The following is a 15,599-nucleotide window of genomic DNA, read 5'->3' on the forward strand; positions in this document are numbered from 1 at the left end:
CCCGACAGACATCGGCGATGCTCCACGGCCAGCTGGGACTGCTGGCGCTGGAGCGAGGTGCACTCGATGAAGCGGTGAGCTGGCTGGACAAAGCGATCGACGGCATCGGGGACGAGGCAGAGCATCGGGCCCCGATGCTGCTCAACCGCAGCCTCGCGCACAGTCAGGCCGGGCGTTTCCGTGCAGCCAGGGCGGACCTCGAACGTGCCGCACCCGACTACGCGGCCACCGGCAACGATGTCGAGCGCGCCATGGCGGTCCACAACGCCGGGTACGTCGCCCTCCTGGAAGGCGACCTGATCGCGGCCCTGTCGACGATGGCGGCGGCGCGGGACGCGCTCGCCGCAGCCTCGGACGTCAACGCCGCGATCTGCGACCTCGACAGAGCCGAGGTTCTGCGCGACGCGGGCCTGGTCGTCGAAGCCGAGAACAGTCTGGTCCGGGTCGCCCAGACGTTCGGGGCGAACCGGATGCCACAGGCCCGCGGGGAGGCCGAATTCCACCTCGCCCGAGCCTTGCTCACACACGCTCCCGCCCGCGCGGAGCAGGTCGCGCGTCGTGCGGCGCAGCGGTTCCGCAGGGTGCACTCCGAGTGGTGGGCGCTCCGCGCCGACGGCATCCGGCTGCGAGCCGCTCTCCTGTCGTCGATTCCGGATGGCGGCGACCGCCGCAGCGCCGGCAGCGGCTCCGCGCGGCGCGTCGATCTCGGCGCGGTCGGCGAATTGTCCGACGCGCTCCGGAGTCACGGGCTCGAGGCGGAGGCGGAGGCGCTTCAGCTCACCGCAGACCTGTGGCGCGCGCGGGTCGGCATCGACGACCATCAGCACCACGGGGTGCGCGTCCGTTCGACCGCCCCGATCCAGCTCACCCTGCTCACCCGCCAGGTGCAGGCTGCCCGCGCTCTCGCGCAGGGACGTGAAGATCTGGTGCGCACTCGTGCGGCCGCCGGCCTCGACGCGCTCAGCGAATGGCAGGCGTCGTTCGGCAGCCTGGACCTCGCGACCTCGCTCGTGATGTACGGAGAGGGGCTGATCTACGCCGGGCTCCAGTCGGCCGTTCGTTCCATGCGGCCGGACGTGGTGTTCGAGTGGTCTGAACGCGCGCGATTCCTGAATCAGGAGGTCGTGCCGCTTCGCCCGCCGCCCGATCCCGAGTTGGCGGCGGATCTGACCGAGCTTCGCGCGCTGCGTGTCGAGGGCGGGCCCGATTGGCTCACGTCAGGCAGGGCGAGGGAACTGGGCGAACAGCTGCGTCAGCGGCAGTGGGCCACCTCGGGTGCGGCGGGACGACGTTCCCGCGCGTCGCTCGGCGAGCTGCAGGCGGGCTTGGACGACGAGACGGCCTCGGTCTCGTACGTGTTCGATCGCACGGGGATGGTGGCCGTCGCGGCGCGGCGGGATCATGCCCGGGTGGTGCAGATAGAGGCATGGCCGGAGGTGGCGCGAAGCGTGGCTGCGCTGCGGGCGGAGGCGGACGTGAGCGCAGCCGTCCGCGCCGGTCCGATGGCCGCTGTCGTGCAGCGCTCGCTCGATGAACGCGTCGCATCGCTGTCCGCAGCGCTGCTCGCTCCGGTGGCTGAGGTCGTCGGCGATCGGAAGCTGGTGCTCAGCGTCCCCGGCATCCTCGGCGGCATCCCGTGGGCGCTCCTGCCGGCCCTTCGCGGGCGGGTCTTCACCGTGGCCACGTCCGCGTCGCAGTGGCTTGCGACGAGGGAGCACGCCGACGGTCGGCGGGTCGCCTTCGCGGCAGGCCCCCGAGTCGAGCGTGCCGGTGAGGAAGTGGCTCGGGCAGCGGAGGCATGGCCCGATCCCATCGTGCTGCGCGATGAGGACGCGTCGGTCATGGCGCTCACCCGTGCCGCGTCCCACGTCGACATCCTCCACGTCGCCGCACATGGCCGCCATTCCGCGGAGCACCCGCTGTTCTCGGGTCTGCAACTCCACGACGGAACCCTGTTCGGCTACGACGTCGATCTGATCGAGAAAGTGCCGCACACCGTTGTGCTGTCGGCGTGCGAGGTCGGCCGGTCGTCGATCCGCTGGCACGAGGAGGCTGTCGGGATGACCCGCGTCTGGCTCCACGCTGGATCGCGCAGCGTCGTCGCGGCGCCTGTCGTGGTCGCCGACGACGCGGCGTGCGACCTCTTGGGAGCGATGCACGAAGGCCTGGCAGCGGGGGTCGCACCGTCGATCGCACTGGCGGAGGCGTCTCGGCGGACGGGGATCGTGGCCCCGTTCCAGGTGCACGGCGCCGGCTTCTGACCCAACGGGACCTCGACATCATCGACCCTCGCGGCATCACGAACCCGGTCATCGAGATCCCGCGCCGGCATGTATCAGAGCCGATGCCGCGTGCTCCTGGTCATCGGAACGGCTCGTGCACGCCGACCGGGGGGCCGGGTGCAGAGCAGAAGGCCACTCTGGGAAACGCAGGTCGGGCTGCGGGTCTTCGCGCCGATCCATGAGGGGCGCCGCACTGGGGACTGGGGTGGCGCCCCTCCTCCGTGCCCAGTGACGATTCCCCGGTTCAGCGTGCAGGCTCAGCCGCGGGAGGAGTTCGCGGTGCGCCCGCGCACGATGCCCACGAAGGTGTCGACCGCGGGCGTGGTGCGGTCCGCGGCCCACGCCAGCGCGACCGTGGACGCAGGGCCGTCCAGGAGCGGTCGGTACTCGACGTCCTTGCGCTGGTGAAGCCGCGCGAGCGACATCGGCACGATGACGATCCCCACCCCTGCGGCGACGGTCGCGATCGCCTCGGCCGTGTCGGCAGGGGGAGCGAAGCGCGGCTTCTCGGTGCCGGGGACATGGATGCCGAGCACGTCGTCCGCCGGAATGATGAGCACCTCCCCGGCGAGGTCGGCGGTGTCGAGTTCTTCGACGGCCGTCAGGTGCGAGTCCTTCGCGCAGACCACGACGGGAACCTCTTCGTAGAGCGGGATGACGTGCAGCCCGTCCTTGTCGATCGGCAGACGCACGAGCGCGGCGTCGACCTCGCCGTCGACGAGGGGCCGTCGCTGGTCGGCGAAGGCCAGTGGCACGAGTTCGAGGCTCGTGCGCGGCATCCGTTCCTTCCAGGTGTCGATCCACTTGCCGGGTGTGGCACCGGGGATCGCGCCGAGGAGGAACGTCGTCGGCACGGGCGGCTCGGCGGGAGGAGTGGGCGACGGCCCGGGCGACGGCTGCGGCCGGCGGGGCTTGACGGGCTGCGGCTTCGCGGGCTTCGCCTTCGGAGCGGAGCCGGATGCTGCGCCACGGCGCTTGCCCGCGGCATCCCGTCCCCGTCCGCCTGCGCGCGACCCGCCCTTCGCCATACCGTTCAGCGTAGCCCGGGCGCTATCGTTCGCTCATGGTGGCTATCCTCGCAACGGTCTTCGCAGCGCTGGCGGCGCTGCTGCACGTGTACATCTTCGTGATGGAGAGCGTGCAGTGGACGCAGCCCAAGGTCTGGAAACGCTTCGGCGTCGCCGACCAGGCGGCCGCCGACACGACGAAGCCGATGGCCTACAACCAGGGGTTCTACAACCTCTACCTCGCCATCGGCGTCGTGCTCGGCCTCGTGCTGATCTATGCGGGAGCGGATGCCGCACCCGTCCGCGCGGCGGGCCTCGCGCTCGTGCTGTTCAGCCTGGGCTCGATGATCGCGGCGGCGCTCGTGCTGCTCACCACGGGCATGCGGTATCTTCGCGCTGCGCTCATCCAGGGGACGCTGCCGCTCATCGGCTTCGTGCTGTTCCTGTTCGCCTGACGGCTCAGCCGCACGCGCCCCACTGGCCTGACCCCGACGCGGCGGCCGTCGTCTCGAGCGACCGGAGCAGGTCCTCGTGAGTGCGATTGGGTGAGTAGACCTCGACGCGGGCGTCGCCCTGCGCGACCAGCTCGCCGTTGACGAAGCGGCCGTCGGGCGTCCAGACATAGAGCAGCGTCCGGCCGTACTGGTCGTGCACCTCGGCGTCCGGCATCACCCAGATCGTCGATCCGGCGGGCACGAGTGCGCTGAGCTTCGCTGTCGCCTCCGCGCCCCAGCAGTCGGGCGGAGACGAGATCTCGGGGGTGTCGATGCCGAGCAGGCGCACCCGCGTCGACACCAGATCGGCGACGACGGCGTTCGGCGCTGCGACACGGGCGCGCAGGGTATCGCCGTCGTGCACGCTCTCGACCGTCATCTCGAACGCGTCAGCGGGGATCGCCGGCATGGTCGGCGCTGTGCCGGGGGTCGAGCCGGGCGACTCACCCGATCCGTCGCGCCCCGCCAACCACCAGATGGCCGCGCCCGCGATGGCGAGCACGAGGATTCCGAGGAGGACGCGTCTGAGCACGTCGCGAGCCTATGCGGTGCCCGCGACGCTGCGCGCCGGGCGTCAGGCCGCCAGTCGGAGTCCCCGCTGGTCGGTGGCGACGCGCTCGCCGTCGGCGATCGTCTGGTCGTCGCCGATGAGCGAGCCTCCGGCGACGCGGGCGTCGTGTCCCACGTGGGTGCGGACGCCGATCTTCGCCTTAGGACCGATCGCCGCGCGCGGACCGATGTGGGCGTGCGGCTCGATCACGGCGTCGGGGCCGATCACGGCATCCGACTCGACCCACACACCGCGGCCGACATGCGCGCCCGCCGCGATCTGCACGCCCGGTTCGACATACGACCCCGCTTCGACGACGGCGCTCGGGTGCACCTTCGCTCCATGCGCGATCAGACCACGGCCGTTGACATGCTTGCGGTAGCGCAGCGTCTCGCCCTGGTCGTTCTCGATGTCGATGTAGTTCTTGCCCACGGTCCCCTCCTGGAGCCAGCACAGAGTGCTGAGTACAGGAATAACGGAGGGCGCAGGGCATATATTCCCGCGCATCAGAACGATTCGGTCACCCCGAGAGAACGGCTCCGCATTCCCGAGAATGCGTAGCCGGCAGCCATCCGCTCAGTGCCCCACGAACTCGTCGGCGGCAGACAGCGCGCGGTCGATCACATCGAGACCGCGCACCAGCTCGTCCTCGGTGATCACGAGCGGCGGGGCGACGTGCACGCGGTTGAAGTGGGTGAACGGCCACACGCCCTCGCGCTTGCACGCCGCCGCGACGGCGACGACGGGTGCGGCATCCGCCCCGCTCGCGTTGAACGGGACGAGCTGCTCGCGGGTCTCGCGGTCCCTGACCAGCTCGATCGCCCAGAAGAGACCCATGCCGCGCACGTCGCCGACGGACGCATGCCGCGTCGCCATGTCGTTCAAGCGGGGCTCCACCACGCGCGCACCGAGGTCGCGGACGCGCTCGAGGATGCCGTCGCGCTCGAAGACCTCGAAGGTCGCCACGCCCGCCGCGCAGGCCAGCGGGTGCCCCGAGTACGTGAGTCCGCCGGGGAACGAGACGGTGTCGAAGTGCGCCGCGATGCGATCCGAGATGACAACGCCGCCGAGCGGCACGTAGCCCGAGTTCACGCCCTTCGCGAAGGTGATGAGGTCGGGCTGCACGTCGAAGGCCTGGAACGCGAACCACTCGCCCACCCGGCCGAAGCCGACCATCACCTCGTCGGCGATGTAGACGATGCCGAACCGGGTGCACAGCTCGCGGACGCCCGCGAGATAACCGGGCGGCGGCACCAGCACGCCGTTCGTGCCGACGATCGTCTCGATGACGACGGCGGCGATCGTCGAGGCGCCCTCGAGCACGATGGTCTGCTCGAGGTGCTCGAGCGCGCGCTGCGTCTCTTCCTCAGGGCTCGACGCGTGGAATGCCGAGCGGTAAGGGTAGGGCCCGAAGAACTTCGCCGTCGAGCCGTCGCCCGGCTCGTTCGGCCAGCGCCGCGGGTCGCCGGTCAGCGAGATCGCGGTGGTCGTGTTGCCGTGGTAGCTGCGGTACATCGACAGCACCTTGCGGCGACCGGTCACGAGACGCGCCATGCGTACGGCGTTCTCGTTCGCGTCGGCGCCGCCGTTCGTGAAGAACACCTTCTCGAAGCCGTCGCCCGCGACCGCGGCGATGCGCCGTGCGAGCTCGCCGCGCACATCGTTCGCCATGGACGGCTGGATGGTCGCGAGGCGGCCGGCCTGCCGCTGGATGGCCTCGACGAGATCCGGATGCTGGTGCCCGAGGTTGAGGTTCACCAGCTGCGAGCTGAAATCGAGATAGGCGTTGCCGCTGTAGTCCCAGAACGTCGCACCGTGGCCGGCCGCTACGGGGAGCGGGTCGATGAGCGCCTGCGCGCTCCAGGAGTGGAACACGTGACCGCGGTCGTCCGCGCGCACGCGCGCCTCGGCGTCGGAGTCGGGGAGCGGACGGCGGTCACCGGACAGGTCGGTGTACGCGGCGGCGGTGGCGAGCGTGTCGGTCATGGGGAGTCCTTGGGGTGTCGTCGTGTCCGGTCGTTGAGCGAGCGAAGCGAGACGAGACGGCGCTTGCTCGTGGGTTCGGCGCGTTTCGTCTCGCTCGTTCCTCGCTCGCTCAACGACCGGAATCTCGGTCGTTGAGCGAGCGAAGCGAGACGAAACGCGTCAGTTGTTCTGGGGGAAGCCGAGGTTGATGCCGGTGTGGCTGGACTGGGTGCGCGTGGCGGGGTCGAGCCAGCGGCTGGTGATGGCCTTCTCGCGGGTGAAGAAGTCGAAGCCGTGCACGCCGTATGCCTTGGCGTCGCCGAACAGCGACTGCTTCCAGCCGCCGAAGGAGTGGTAGGCGACGGGAACCGGGATGGGCACATTGATGCCGATCATGCCGACCTGCACCTCGTTCTGGAAGCGGCGGGCCGCTCCGCCGTCGTTGGTGAAGATCGCGGTGCCGTTGCCGAACTGACCCGAGTTGATCAGCTCGAGACCCTCGTCGTACGAGGCCACCCGGACGACGGAGAGGACCGGTCCGAAGATCTCCTCCTGGTAGGCGCGGCTGGTGGTGGGGATGTCGTCGATGAGCGTGGGGCCGAAGAAGAACCCGTCCTCGTGCCCCTCGACGGTGAAGCCCCGGCCGTCGACGACGATCTTCGCGCCGTCGGCCTCGGCGATGTCGACGTAGCTCGCGACCTTGTCGCGGTGCACGTCGGTGATCAGCGGGCCCATGTCGGGCTCGACGCCGTCGACGCCGGCACCGTTGCCGATGCGCAGTTTCGCGATCCGCTCCTGGATCTTCGCGATGAGGTCGTCGGCGACCGGCTCGACGGCCAGCACCACTGAGATCGCCATGCAGCGTTCCCCCGCCGCGCCGTAGCCGGCGTTGACGGCCTGGTCGGCGACCAGGTCGAGATCGGCATCCGGCAGCACCAGCATGTGGTTCTTCGCGCCGCCCAGCGCCTGCACCCGCTTGCCGTGCTTCGAGGCCGTCTCGTAGATGTACTGGGCGATCGGCGTCGAGCCGACGAACGAGATAGACTGCACGTCCGGGCTCTCCAGCAGTCCGTCGACCGCGAGCTTGTCGCCCTGCAGCACCGTGAACACCCCATCCGGCAGGCCCGCCTCCCGCCAGAGCGCCGCCAGCCACAGCGCCGCCGAGGGGTCCTTCTCGGAGGGCTTGAGCACGACGGCGTTGCCGGCGGCGATCGCGATCGGGAAGAACCACATCGGCACCATCGCCGGGAAGTTGAACGGGCTGATGATGCCGACGACCCCGAGCGGCTGCTTCAGCGAGTACACGTCGATGCCGCTCGAGGCGTTCTCGCTGAACGCGCCCTTGATGAAGTGCGGGAAGCCGGTCGCCAGCTCCACGACCTCCTGGCCGCGCAGGATCTCGCCCATGGCGTCCGAGACGACCTTGCCGTGCTCGGCCGTGATGATCTCGGCCAGCTCGCGCTTGCGGGCGTTCAGCAGCTCACGGAACGCGAACAGCACCGACTGCCGACGCGCGATCGAGAACTGCGACCACACCTGGTATCCGCGGACGGCCGACGCGATCGCCGCGTCGATCTCGGCCTGGTCGGCGAGAGCGACCCGGGCCGACACGCTGCCGGTCGCCGGGTTGTACACCGGGGCGGTGCGGCCGGACGACGAGGCCCGCTCGGCACCGTCGATCCAGTGCGAGATCATCCGCACATCGGCGTCCGTGGTCGCGGGGGCGACGGCGCTCTCGGCAATGCTCATGAGTGGTCCCTTTCGGCGTCGGACAGATCGTGTGGCGATCCCTTAGGCTTGACCCGTCCCAGCCTGTCAGAGAAGAAGAGGCGTTCACGGTGCCCGACCGTCGCGAAGATCGCACGAACCAAACGGATCGTCCGGCTGATCGAGCCGCAGATGAGACCTTGCCGACCGTGCGCGAGGTGATCGCTCTCGACGCCGTCGCGCACGGTGTCCCGGAGGTGCTCGCCGGCGGCGACGCGCTCGACGCGCGGGTGCGCTGGCTGCACGTCTCGGACAGCGCCGGCGTCGCCCGCCTGCTCGACGGCGGGGAGCTGCTGCTGTCGACCGGCTCGTCGTGGCCCGTCGAGCCTGCCGACCTGCGTCGGTTCGTCGACGAGCTCGCGGATGCCGGTCTTTCGGGCCTCGTGCTCGAGCTCGGCACGCACTACCGCTACGTTCCCGCGGTCGTCGTCGAGGCGGCCGCGGCTCGCGGTCTCGCGCTCATCGTGCTGCACCGCGAGGTGAAGTTCGTCACCGTCACCGAGGCGGTGCACAGCCGCATCATCACCGGGCAGACCGACGCGCTGCGCGCCCGCGACGAGGTGCGCGAGCGCTTCACCGCGCTCGTGCTGCGCGGGTCGCCCGCGGACTTCATCGTGCACCAGGTCGCGCAGACGCTGGGTGCGCCGATCGTGCTCGAGAACCTCGGCTACGAAGTCGTGGCGGCCGAGGTGCCGCTCGCGATGGAGGAGGAGCTGTTCACCGAGTGGGAGCTGCGCTCGCGTTCCGCGCACCGGCGCTCCGAGCAGCGCCGGCAGCGGGGCGCCGCGGCGAGTGCCGACGACTGGCTCATCGTTCCCGTCGAGGCACGGGGCATCCGCTGGGGCAACCTCATCGCCCTGCCCGGCCCTGAGCACGCGGCCGGGCGCATGGCGGTGCTCGAACAGGGCGCGATCGCCCTCGCCGTCGGGCGCCTGGCCGACGGCGACGCCGACGAATGGATGCGCATCGGCCGCCGCCGCCTCGTCGACGGACTGCTCGCGGGGCGCTTCGCGGGCGTCGGCGGGGCGGCCGCAAGACTCGAGGCGGCGGGTCTGCCCCTCCGCGGGGCGAAGCTGTACGGCCTGGTCGTGTCGGGCGCGCCCGTTGCGGTGGAGCGAGCGGATGCCGCGGCCCGCGCCCTGCGCGGGCGTGCGCTCGCGGGATCGGCGCCTTCCGGCGTCGCGGCGCCCGCGGCGACGATCCTGGTGTCGCTGCCGCCCGAGACCGTGTTCGACGACGCGGCGGTGGTGGCCTTCGTGCGCGCCCTCGTGGACGCCGCCGACGTGGAGCGGGTCACTGTCTCGGTCGGCCGCGGGGCCGAGGGCATCGACGCGGCCCTCGCCTCGGTGCACGAAGCCGTCGACCTCGCCGGCGGCCGGCGCCGCCGCACCGGCCGCGGACCGCACCTTCGACGTGCCGAGAACCGTCCGCTGGTGCAGCTGGTGGCGGCGCTCCGCGATGACCACCGCGTGCTTGAGCACGGCGAGCGCATGCTCTCACCCCTCATCGCGCACGACCTGGCACGCTCGGGCGATCTGCTCGACGTCCTCGAGGCGATGCTCGCGCACCCGGGCAACCGCACGGCGGCGGCCGGGGCATCCCATCTCTCCCGCTCGGTGTTCTACCAGCGCATCGCACTCATCGAGGAGCTGCTGGGCGCCGATCTCGACGACGGCGAGACCCAGACCGCGCTGCACCTCGCGCTGCTCGTGCGCAGGTCGGCGGGGCGCTGATCCGGGGCGCGGCGTCCGGCTGAACGGAAAGGGTCAGCCGAGGATGTAGACCTTGCGGAGCGTCTCGCGAACCGTCCACACCGTGCGCATGCCCGCGGTGAGGCGCGCGACCGCGCCGGCTCGCAGCTCGATCGGCTCGAGCGCAGGGTCGTCGAACGACACCGTCGCCGAGCCCGACAGCACCACGAACACCTCGTCCGCCTCGACGTCGGTCGAGACGCCGGGCGTGTGCTCCCAGACGCCGATCGTGTCGGTCAGCTCGGCGAAGCCGGTGCGGGGCGAGCCCTCGACCACCTGCTCGCCGGACAAGGGCTCGAGTGCGAGCGTGAGGGATGCGGCATCCGTCACGATTCCCGGTTTCACGAGTCGAACCCCAGCCCGACCGCGTCCAGGGTCTTGAGCAGCAGGTTGCGCTTGCCCTCGTTGTGGTCGGCGCGGTCCAGCGACCAGCGCGTGGCGTTGATGCCGATCGACGCCGCGGGTTCGGGCGGGAAGGGCAGCGGGCGCTTCTGCACCATCTCGAGCTCGGTGCGCTCGTTCGAGACCCCGTCGAGCAGGTCGAGCATGACGTCGCCGGCGAAGCGCGTCGACCCGACGCCGAGCCCGGTGAAGCCCGCGGCGTAGGCGACACGGCGCTCACGGGCGGTGCCGAAGAAGGCCGTGAACTGCGTCGAGGTGTCGATCGCACCCGCCCACTGGTGGGTGAAGCGCAGGCCCTCGAGCTGCGGGAACGTGGTGAAGAAGTGGCTCGCGAGCCGGGCCCACGTCTCGGGGCGCTCCTCGTAGGCGGGATCGACCTTGCGGCCGTAGTGGTAGATCGCGTCGTAGCCGCCGAACAGGATCCGGTTGTCCTTCGTGATCCGGTAATAGTGGAACTGGTTCGCCATGTCGCCGATGCCCTGGCGGTCCTGCCAGCCGATCGATGCGACCTGCGCGTCGGTGAGCGGCTCGGTCATCAGCACGTAGTCGTAGACGGGCACCGTCATGAGCCGGTTGCGCTTGATGAGCGACGGGAAGACGTTGGTGGCGAGCGCGGCACGGGATGCCTCGACCCGGCCGTCGGCGGTCGCCACGACGACTCCCGGACCTGTGGTGTCAAGGCCGGTCACGTGCGAGCGCTCGAAGATCTCGACACCGCGCTCCTCGCACACGCGCGCGAGCTCTGCCGCCATGCGGGCCGGGTGCACCATGCCGCACGCGTGCTTCTCCCAGACGGCGGCGAGATACGTGGGGGAGTGGACGGATGCCTGCGCCTCCGCCTGGTCGAGATAGACGACCCCCTCTTCGCCCTCGGCGGCCCACTCTTTGAGCCACTCGACCTGATGGGGCTCCACGGCGGGGGCGAACTGGCCGGTGCGCTCGAACTGGAAGTCCATGCCGTAGCGCGCCTCGGAGGCCTCGATCGCGTCGAGGTTCTCGCGCCCGAGCCGGTCGAGGACCGGCATCTCGTCGGGCCACCGGGCCATGCCGTTCTCGTGGCCGTGCGTGAGGCTCGCCTCGCAGAAGCCGCCGTTGCGGCCCGACGCCGCCCAGCCGACGCGCTGCGCCTCGACGATCACGACCTTCGCCGCTGGGTCGCGCTCTGTGGCGAGCAGTGCGGTCCACAGGCCGGTGTAGCCGCCGCCGACGACGACGAGGTCGGCACGGTGTGTGCCCACCAGCGACGGCCGGTCGGGGCGGAGGGCGTCAGGCAGATCGTCGCGCCAGAACACCGCGTGGCGGGTGTCGGCGAGGGAATGCTGGACGACGGATGCTGCCGGCCGCTGTCGTTCGAACACGGTCGTGCCCACGGGTATCAACTCCGATGCGGTGTCTGGTGCTCCCATCCTCGCCGGTTCGGGCCGGCGCCGCGGGCCCCGCCTGTCGGAACTTGACGGGCCGGTCGGACAGGTTGTCGCGCCCGGGTCCGGGCGCCGCGTCAGACCGCGGCGAGTTCCGCGGCGAGGGCGTCGACGTCGGCGACCCGCGCGTAGCTGCCGTCGAGCGCCGCCATGAACGCCAGGTGCACCTGGGCGCCGGGCACGGTCCTGCCGTCGTAGGCGAGGTCGGGCGCCGCGCAGGCGTCCTGCGCCACCGCGAGGCGGAAGCCGAGATCGGATGCCGCCCGCACGGTGGCATCGACGCACATGCTCGACATCATCCCGGCCACGACGATCTCATCGGGCGCCGCTGCGCGCAGCAGCGCCTCGAGTCCGGTGCCGAGGAAGGCGTTCGGCTCGTGCTTCACGATGACGTGCTCGGCGCCGTCCGGGGCGACACGCGGGTCGAACTCGATACCGGGCGTGCCGGGGGCGAAGAACGCGGCATCCGGACCGTCCCACACGTGCTGCACGTGCACGACCCGTTCGCCCGTCGCCCGGAAGGCGGCGAGAAGTCGCGCAGCGGCATCGGCGGCGGCATCCGGGTCGACGAGCGGATGCCGCCCTCCCGGGAAGTAGTCGCGCTGGATGTCGATGAGGAGCAGGAGTCGGGCCACCGCAACAGCATAGAGGCGTCGCGTCAGCGTCCCGTGCGGCGAATTCACCGGTCGTTGGGCGAGCGAGGGACGAGCGAGACGAAACGCGTGCACTCGACGCGATCGAGAGGTTCGAGGCGTTTCGTCTCGGTCGCTGGCGCTCCCTCGCTCAACGACCGAAGCTTGGTCCCGGTCGTTGAGCGAGCGAGGGACGAGCGAGACGAAACGCGTGCACCCGGCGCAATCGAGAGGTTCGAGGCGTTTCGTCTCGGTCGCTGGCGCTCCCTCGCTCAACGACCGAAGCTTGGTCCCGGTCGTTGAGCGAGCGAGGGACGAGCGAGACGAAACGCCTGGGCGCGGCGCAGAACGTGTCAGGCGTCCGGTGCGGCGAATTGGCCGGTCGTTGAGCGAGCGAGGAACGAGCGAGACGAAACGCGTGCACTCGACGCAGTCGAGAGGTTCGAGGCGTTTCGTCTCGGTCGCTGGCGCTCCCTCGCTCAACGACCGAAGCTTGGTCCCGGTCGTTGAGCGAGCGAGGGACGAGCGAGACGAAACGCCTGGGCGCGGCGCAGAACGTGTCAGGCGTCCGGTGCGGCGTAGACCCGCTCGCCCTGCACGAAGGTCTGCAGGGTGCGGGAGGCGCCGATCTGGTCGGCCGGGCCGGCGAAGGGATCGCGGTCGAGCACGGCCAGATCGGCGTACTTGCCGACCTCGATCGTGCCAGTGACGTCGTCGAGGTGGTTCACCCACGCCGACCCGGCGGTGTACGCGGTGAGCGACGTCGCCAGGTCGATCGACTGCTCCGGATAGAAGGGGTCGTACTCGCCCTCCTCCTGACCGGGCGCGGCCATGCGGTTGACCGCGGTGTGGATCGCGGCCATCGGATCGGGCGTCGACACCGACCAGTCGCTCCCCGCTGCGAGCACGGCGCCCGAGCGCAGCAGGTCGCCGAACGGGTACTGCCACGCGCTGCGCTGCTCGCCGAAGAACGGCAGGGTCAGCTCGACCATCTGCGGCTCGTACGTCGCCCACAGCGACTGCATGTTCGCGGCGACCCCGAGGTCGCGGAAGCGGCGGATGTCTTCGGGATGCACCACCTGGATGTGCGCGATGTGGTGGCGGTTGTCGCGGCGGCCGTTACGGGCGATCGCGTGCTCGACCGCGTCGAGGCACTCGCGCACGGCGCGGTCGCCGATCGCGTGGAAGTGCACCTGGAAGCCCGCGGCGTCGAGGAGGGGCACAGCCTCGTTGAGGACGGCAGGGTCGACGAACGATATCCCCGTGTTGTCGGTGAAATGGCCGTGGCCGTCGCAGTACGGCTCGAGCATCGAGGCGGTGAAGTTCTCGGCGACGCCGTCCTGCATCACCTTCACGGATGTCGCGGCGAAGCGTCCGCCGCGGTACCGCTCGCGCCGCTCGAGGATCGACGGGATCTGCTCGAGGCCCTTGGTGCGGTCCCACCAGATCGCTCCGACGACGCGCGCCGTCAGGGTGCCGTCGGCCGCTGCCGCGAGGTAGGCGGGGCCGGGGTCTCCGGCATCCCCGTACGAGCCGACGATGGCGTCCTGCCAGGCCGTGATGCCGAAGGAGTGCAGGTAGCGCTGGCCGAGCAGCAGCGCCTCGGTGAGCCGTGCGAGCGGCTCCTCGGGCAGCAGGCGGTTGACGAGGGCCATCGCGCCCTCGTGCAGCGTGCCCGACGGGGCGCCGTCGTCGTCCCGCTCGATGCGGCCGTCTGCCGGTTCAGGGGTGTCGCGGTCGATGCCCGCGCGCCGCAGCGCGGCGGAGTTCACCCACGCGCCGTGGCCGTCGCGGTTCGGGAAGAACGCCGGGCGGTCGCCGGTGACGGCGTCCAGCGCCGATGCCGTCGGCGTGCCGCCGGGAAACGCCGACATCTGCCACCCGCCACCGAGGATCCACTCGTCGTCGGAGTGCGCGCGGACGTAGTCGCCGATGGCGTCGAGGTACTGGGCGGCCGTGCTGAGTTCGGAGAGGTCGCAGCGGAGCATGTCGAGCCCGCCCCACACCGGATGCACGTGGGCGTCCTGGAACCCGGGGATCAGCATCCGCCCCGCGAGGTCCACGACCTCGGTCGACGGGCCGACGAGGTCGCCCAGGTCGCCGGGCGAGACGGCGACGATGCGCCCGTCCGCGACGGCGACGGAGCCGGCACGCGAACGCACGGTGTCGGCGGTGAACACGGGTCCGCCGGTGAAGACGAGGTCGGCGTAGGGCATGGGTCTCCTGGGGGTTCGGGGCGTTTCGTCTCGGTCGCTGGCGCTCCCTCGCTCAACGACCCGGGGGTGGTGTGGCGCTCCCTCGCTCAACGACCGGGGGTGGCGTGGCGCTCCCTCGCTCAACGACCGGGGGTGGTGTGGCGCTCCCTCGCTCAACGACCGGGAACTCCCGGGCGGGCGGGGAACTGACCTCTTCGGGATGAAGCGGGTCAGCCGCCGGTCATCGTGCGGGCGATCTGGGTCGCCGAGTCGCCGGCGCGCTTGAGCACCAGGGCGACCAGGGCGAGGGCGACGAGCGTGAGCAGCAGCATGATCGTCGACACGGCGGCGATCTCGGGGCGCAGGCCCGAGCGCAGCGCGCTCAGCACGTACACCGGCCACGGCGTGGTGCCCGACACCTGCACGAACGCCGCGACGATCGTGTTGTCGAGACTCAGCGTGAACGCCAGCAGGAAGCCGGCGAGCACCGCCGGCATGGCCAGCGCGAGCGTGATGCGGCGGAACGTGGTGAACGGCTTCGCGTACAGATCGGCGGACGCCTCTTCGAGGTTCATGTCCTGACCCACCAGACGGGCGCGCACGATGTACGACACCACGGCGGTGGCGAACAGCGAAGAGCCCACCGACAGGCGCACGATGCCGTCGTTGAAGAGCGAGATGCCCAGATCCTGGCCGAGGAACACCATCCAGGGGAGCAGCGCCACGGCGTCCACGATCTCGGGCGTCACCGACACCAGCAGCAGCAGTCCCAGGAACCACCACACCCACTTGCCGGGGTGGCGGGCCATCGCGATGCCGGCGAGGGTGCCCAGCACCGTCGCGATGACGGCGGCGATGAGCGCCGTGATGAGCGACACCCGCACCGCGCTCTGGATGGCGGGCTTCGCGAGGATCGTGCCGAAGGCGTCGAACCCGAAGCCCTCCCACGACACCAGCAGTCGTCCGGTGTTGAAGGAGTAGATCACGATCACGATGATCGGCAGGAAGAGGAAGAGCATCACGGCGACGCCCCACACCGCGAAGGCCACGTCCGACCATGACTTCCGTGCCCGTCGGCGCGGAGCGGAGGGCCGAACGGCCTCGCGGGCCCGGGACTGCAGAATCGTCTCGGT

At 70.8% G+C, this 15,599-nt stretch carries 13 protein-coding genes; 3 read left to right on the forward strand and 10 right to left on the reverse strand.

What is annotated here, in order from left to right; genetic code table 11:
* Positions 1 to 17 precede the first annotated feature (17 nt).
* Positions 18 to 2,261: a CHAT domain-containing protein gene (locus ABG085_RS03100; protein WP_347977983.1), complete on the forward strand. Its 2,244-nt coding sequence runs from the start codon at positions 18 to 20 to the stop codon at positions 2,259 to 2,261.
* A gap of 278 nt (positions 2,262 to 2,539) precedes the next feature.
* Here ABG085_RS03100 and ABG085_RS03105 read toward each other — a convergent pair whose 3' ends face one another.
* A complete protein-coding gene (locus ABG085_RS03105; RefSeq protein ID WP_347977984.1) occupies positions 2,540 to 3,310 on the reverse strand; it encodes a LysR family substrate-binding domain-containing protein in 771 nt (256 codons plus the stop codon).
* Positions 3,311 to 3,345: 35 nt separating this feature from the next.
* Here ABG085_RS03105 and ABG085_RS03110 point away from each other — a divergent pair, with 35 nt between their 5' ends.
* Positions 3,346 to 3,744 carry a DUF1304 domain-containing protein gene (locus ABG085_RS03110; RefSeq protein WP_347977985.1) on the forward strand — a complete coding sequence of 133 codons (399 nt, stop codon included), beginning with the start codon at positions 3,346 to 3,348 and terminating at the stop codon, positions 3,742 to 3,744.
* A gap of 4 nt (positions 3,745 to 3,748) precedes the next feature.
* Here ABG085_RS03110 and ABG085_RS03115 read toward each other — a convergent pair whose 3' ends face one another.
* The 4 genes from ABG085_RS03115 to ABG085_RS03130 form a co-directional block, all read right to left on the reverse strand.
* Positions 3,749 to 4,315, reverse strand: coding sequence for a thermonuclease family protein (locus ABG085_RS03115; protein ID WP_347977986.1), 567 nt, complete (start codon positions 4,313 to 4,315; stop codon positions 3,749 to 3,751).
* A 42-nt stretch (positions 4,316 to 4,357) separates the two neighbouring features.
* Entirely contained in the window at positions 4,358 to 4,765 is a 408-nt protein-coding gene (locus ABG085_RS03120) for a transferase (RefSeq protein ID WP_163617671.1), read from the reverse strand.
* Between the two features lie 144 nt (positions 4,766 to 4,909).
* A complete protein-coding gene (locus ABG085_RS03125) occupies positions 4,910 to 6,319 on the reverse strand; it encodes an aspartate aminotransferase family protein (protein ID WP_347977987.1) in 1,410 nt (469 codons plus the stop codon).
* Positions 6,320 to 6,478: 159 nt separating this feature from the next.
* The gene (locus ABG085_RS03130; RefSeq protein ID WP_347977988.1) at positions 6,479 to 8,047 is read right to left on the reverse strand and encodes a CoA-acylating methylmalonate-semialdehyde dehydrogenase; all 1,569 of its coding nucleotides are present in this window, start codon (positions 8,045 to 8,047) and stop codon (positions 6,479 to 6,481) included.
* A 167-nt stretch (positions 8,048 to 8,214) separates the two neighbouring features.
* On the opposite strand from ABG085_RS03130, the gene ABG085_RS03135 reads away from it, so the two are divergent.
* Positions 8,215 to 9,798, forward strand: coding sequence for a PucR family transcriptional regulator (locus tag ABG085_RS03135; RefSeq protein WP_347977989.1), 1,584 nt, complete (start codon positions 8,215 to 8,217; stop codon positions 9,796 to 9,798).
* A gap of 33 nt (positions 9,799 to 9,831) precedes the next feature.
* On the opposite strand, the gene ABG085_RS03140 is transcribed toward ABG085_RS03135, so the two are convergent.
* The 5 genes from ABG085_RS03140 to ABG085_RS03160 form a co-directional block, all read right to left on the reverse strand.
* Entirely contained in the window at positions 9,832 to 10,161 is a 330-nt protein-coding gene (locus ABG085_RS03140) for a cupin domain-containing protein (protein ID WP_347977990.1), read from the reverse strand.
* Entirely contained in the window at positions 10,158 to 11,588 is a 1,431-nt protein-coding gene (locus ABG085_RS03145) for an FAD-dependent oxidoreductase (protein ID WP_347977991.1), read from the reverse strand. The genes ABG085_RS03140 and ABG085_RS03145 overlap by 4 nt, the downstream gene beginning before the upstream one ends.
* Before the next feature lie 128 nt (positions 11,589 to 11,716).
* Entirely contained in the window at positions 11,717 to 12,274 is a 558-nt protein-coding gene (locus ABG085_RS03150) for a cysteine hydrolase family protein (RefSeq protein WP_347977992.1), read from the reverse strand.
* Between the two features lie 557 nt (positions 12,275 to 12,831).
* Positions 12,832 to 14,487, reverse strand: a complete 1,656-nt coding sequence (locus ABG085_RS03155; protein ID WP_347977993.1) for an amidohydrolase — start codon at positions 14,485 to 14,487, stop codon at positions 12,832 to 12,834.
* A 209-nt stretch (positions 14,488 to 14,696) separates the two neighbouring features.
* The gene (locus ABG085_RS03160; RefSeq protein WP_347977994.1) at positions 14,697 to 15,515 is read right to left on the reverse strand and encodes an ABC transporter permease; all 819 of its coding nucleotides are present in this window, start codon (positions 15,513 to 15,515) and stop codon (positions 14,697 to 14,699) included.
* Positions 15,516 to 15,599: the final 84 nt, after the last annotated feature.

It is taken from the genome of Microbacterium sp. ProA8 (assembly GCF_039905635.1).
Classification (GTDB): domain Bacteria; phylum Actinomycetota; class Actinomycetes; order Actinomycetales; family Microbacteriaceae; genus Microbacterium; species Microbacterium chionoecetis.

Coding starts and splice junctions, on each gene's coding strand:
- ABG085_RS03110 (WP_347977985.1), top strand. CDS start 3,346: ATGGTGGCTATCCTCGCAACGGTCTTCGCAGCGCTGGCGGCGCTGCTG.
- ABG085_RS03130 (WP_347977988.1), bottom strand. CDS start 8,047: ATGAGCATTGCCGAGAGCGCCGTCGCCCCCGCGACCACGGACGCCGAT.
- ABG085_RS03105 (WP_347977984.1), bottom strand. CDS start 3,310: ATGGCGAAGGGCGGGTCGCGCGCAGGCGGACGGGGACGGGATGCCGCG.
- ABG085_RS03155 (WP_347977993.1), bottom strand. CDS start 14,487: ATGCCCTACGCCGACCTCGTCTTCACCGGCGGACCCGTGTTCACCGCC.
- ABG085_RS03100 (WP_347977983.1), top strand. CDS start 18: ATGCTCCACGGCCAGCTGGGACTGCTGGCGCTGGAGCGAGGTGCACTC.
- ABG085_RS03125 (WP_347977987.1), bottom strand. CDS start 6,319: ATGACCGACACGCTCGCCACCGCCGCCGCGTACACCGACCTGTCCGGT.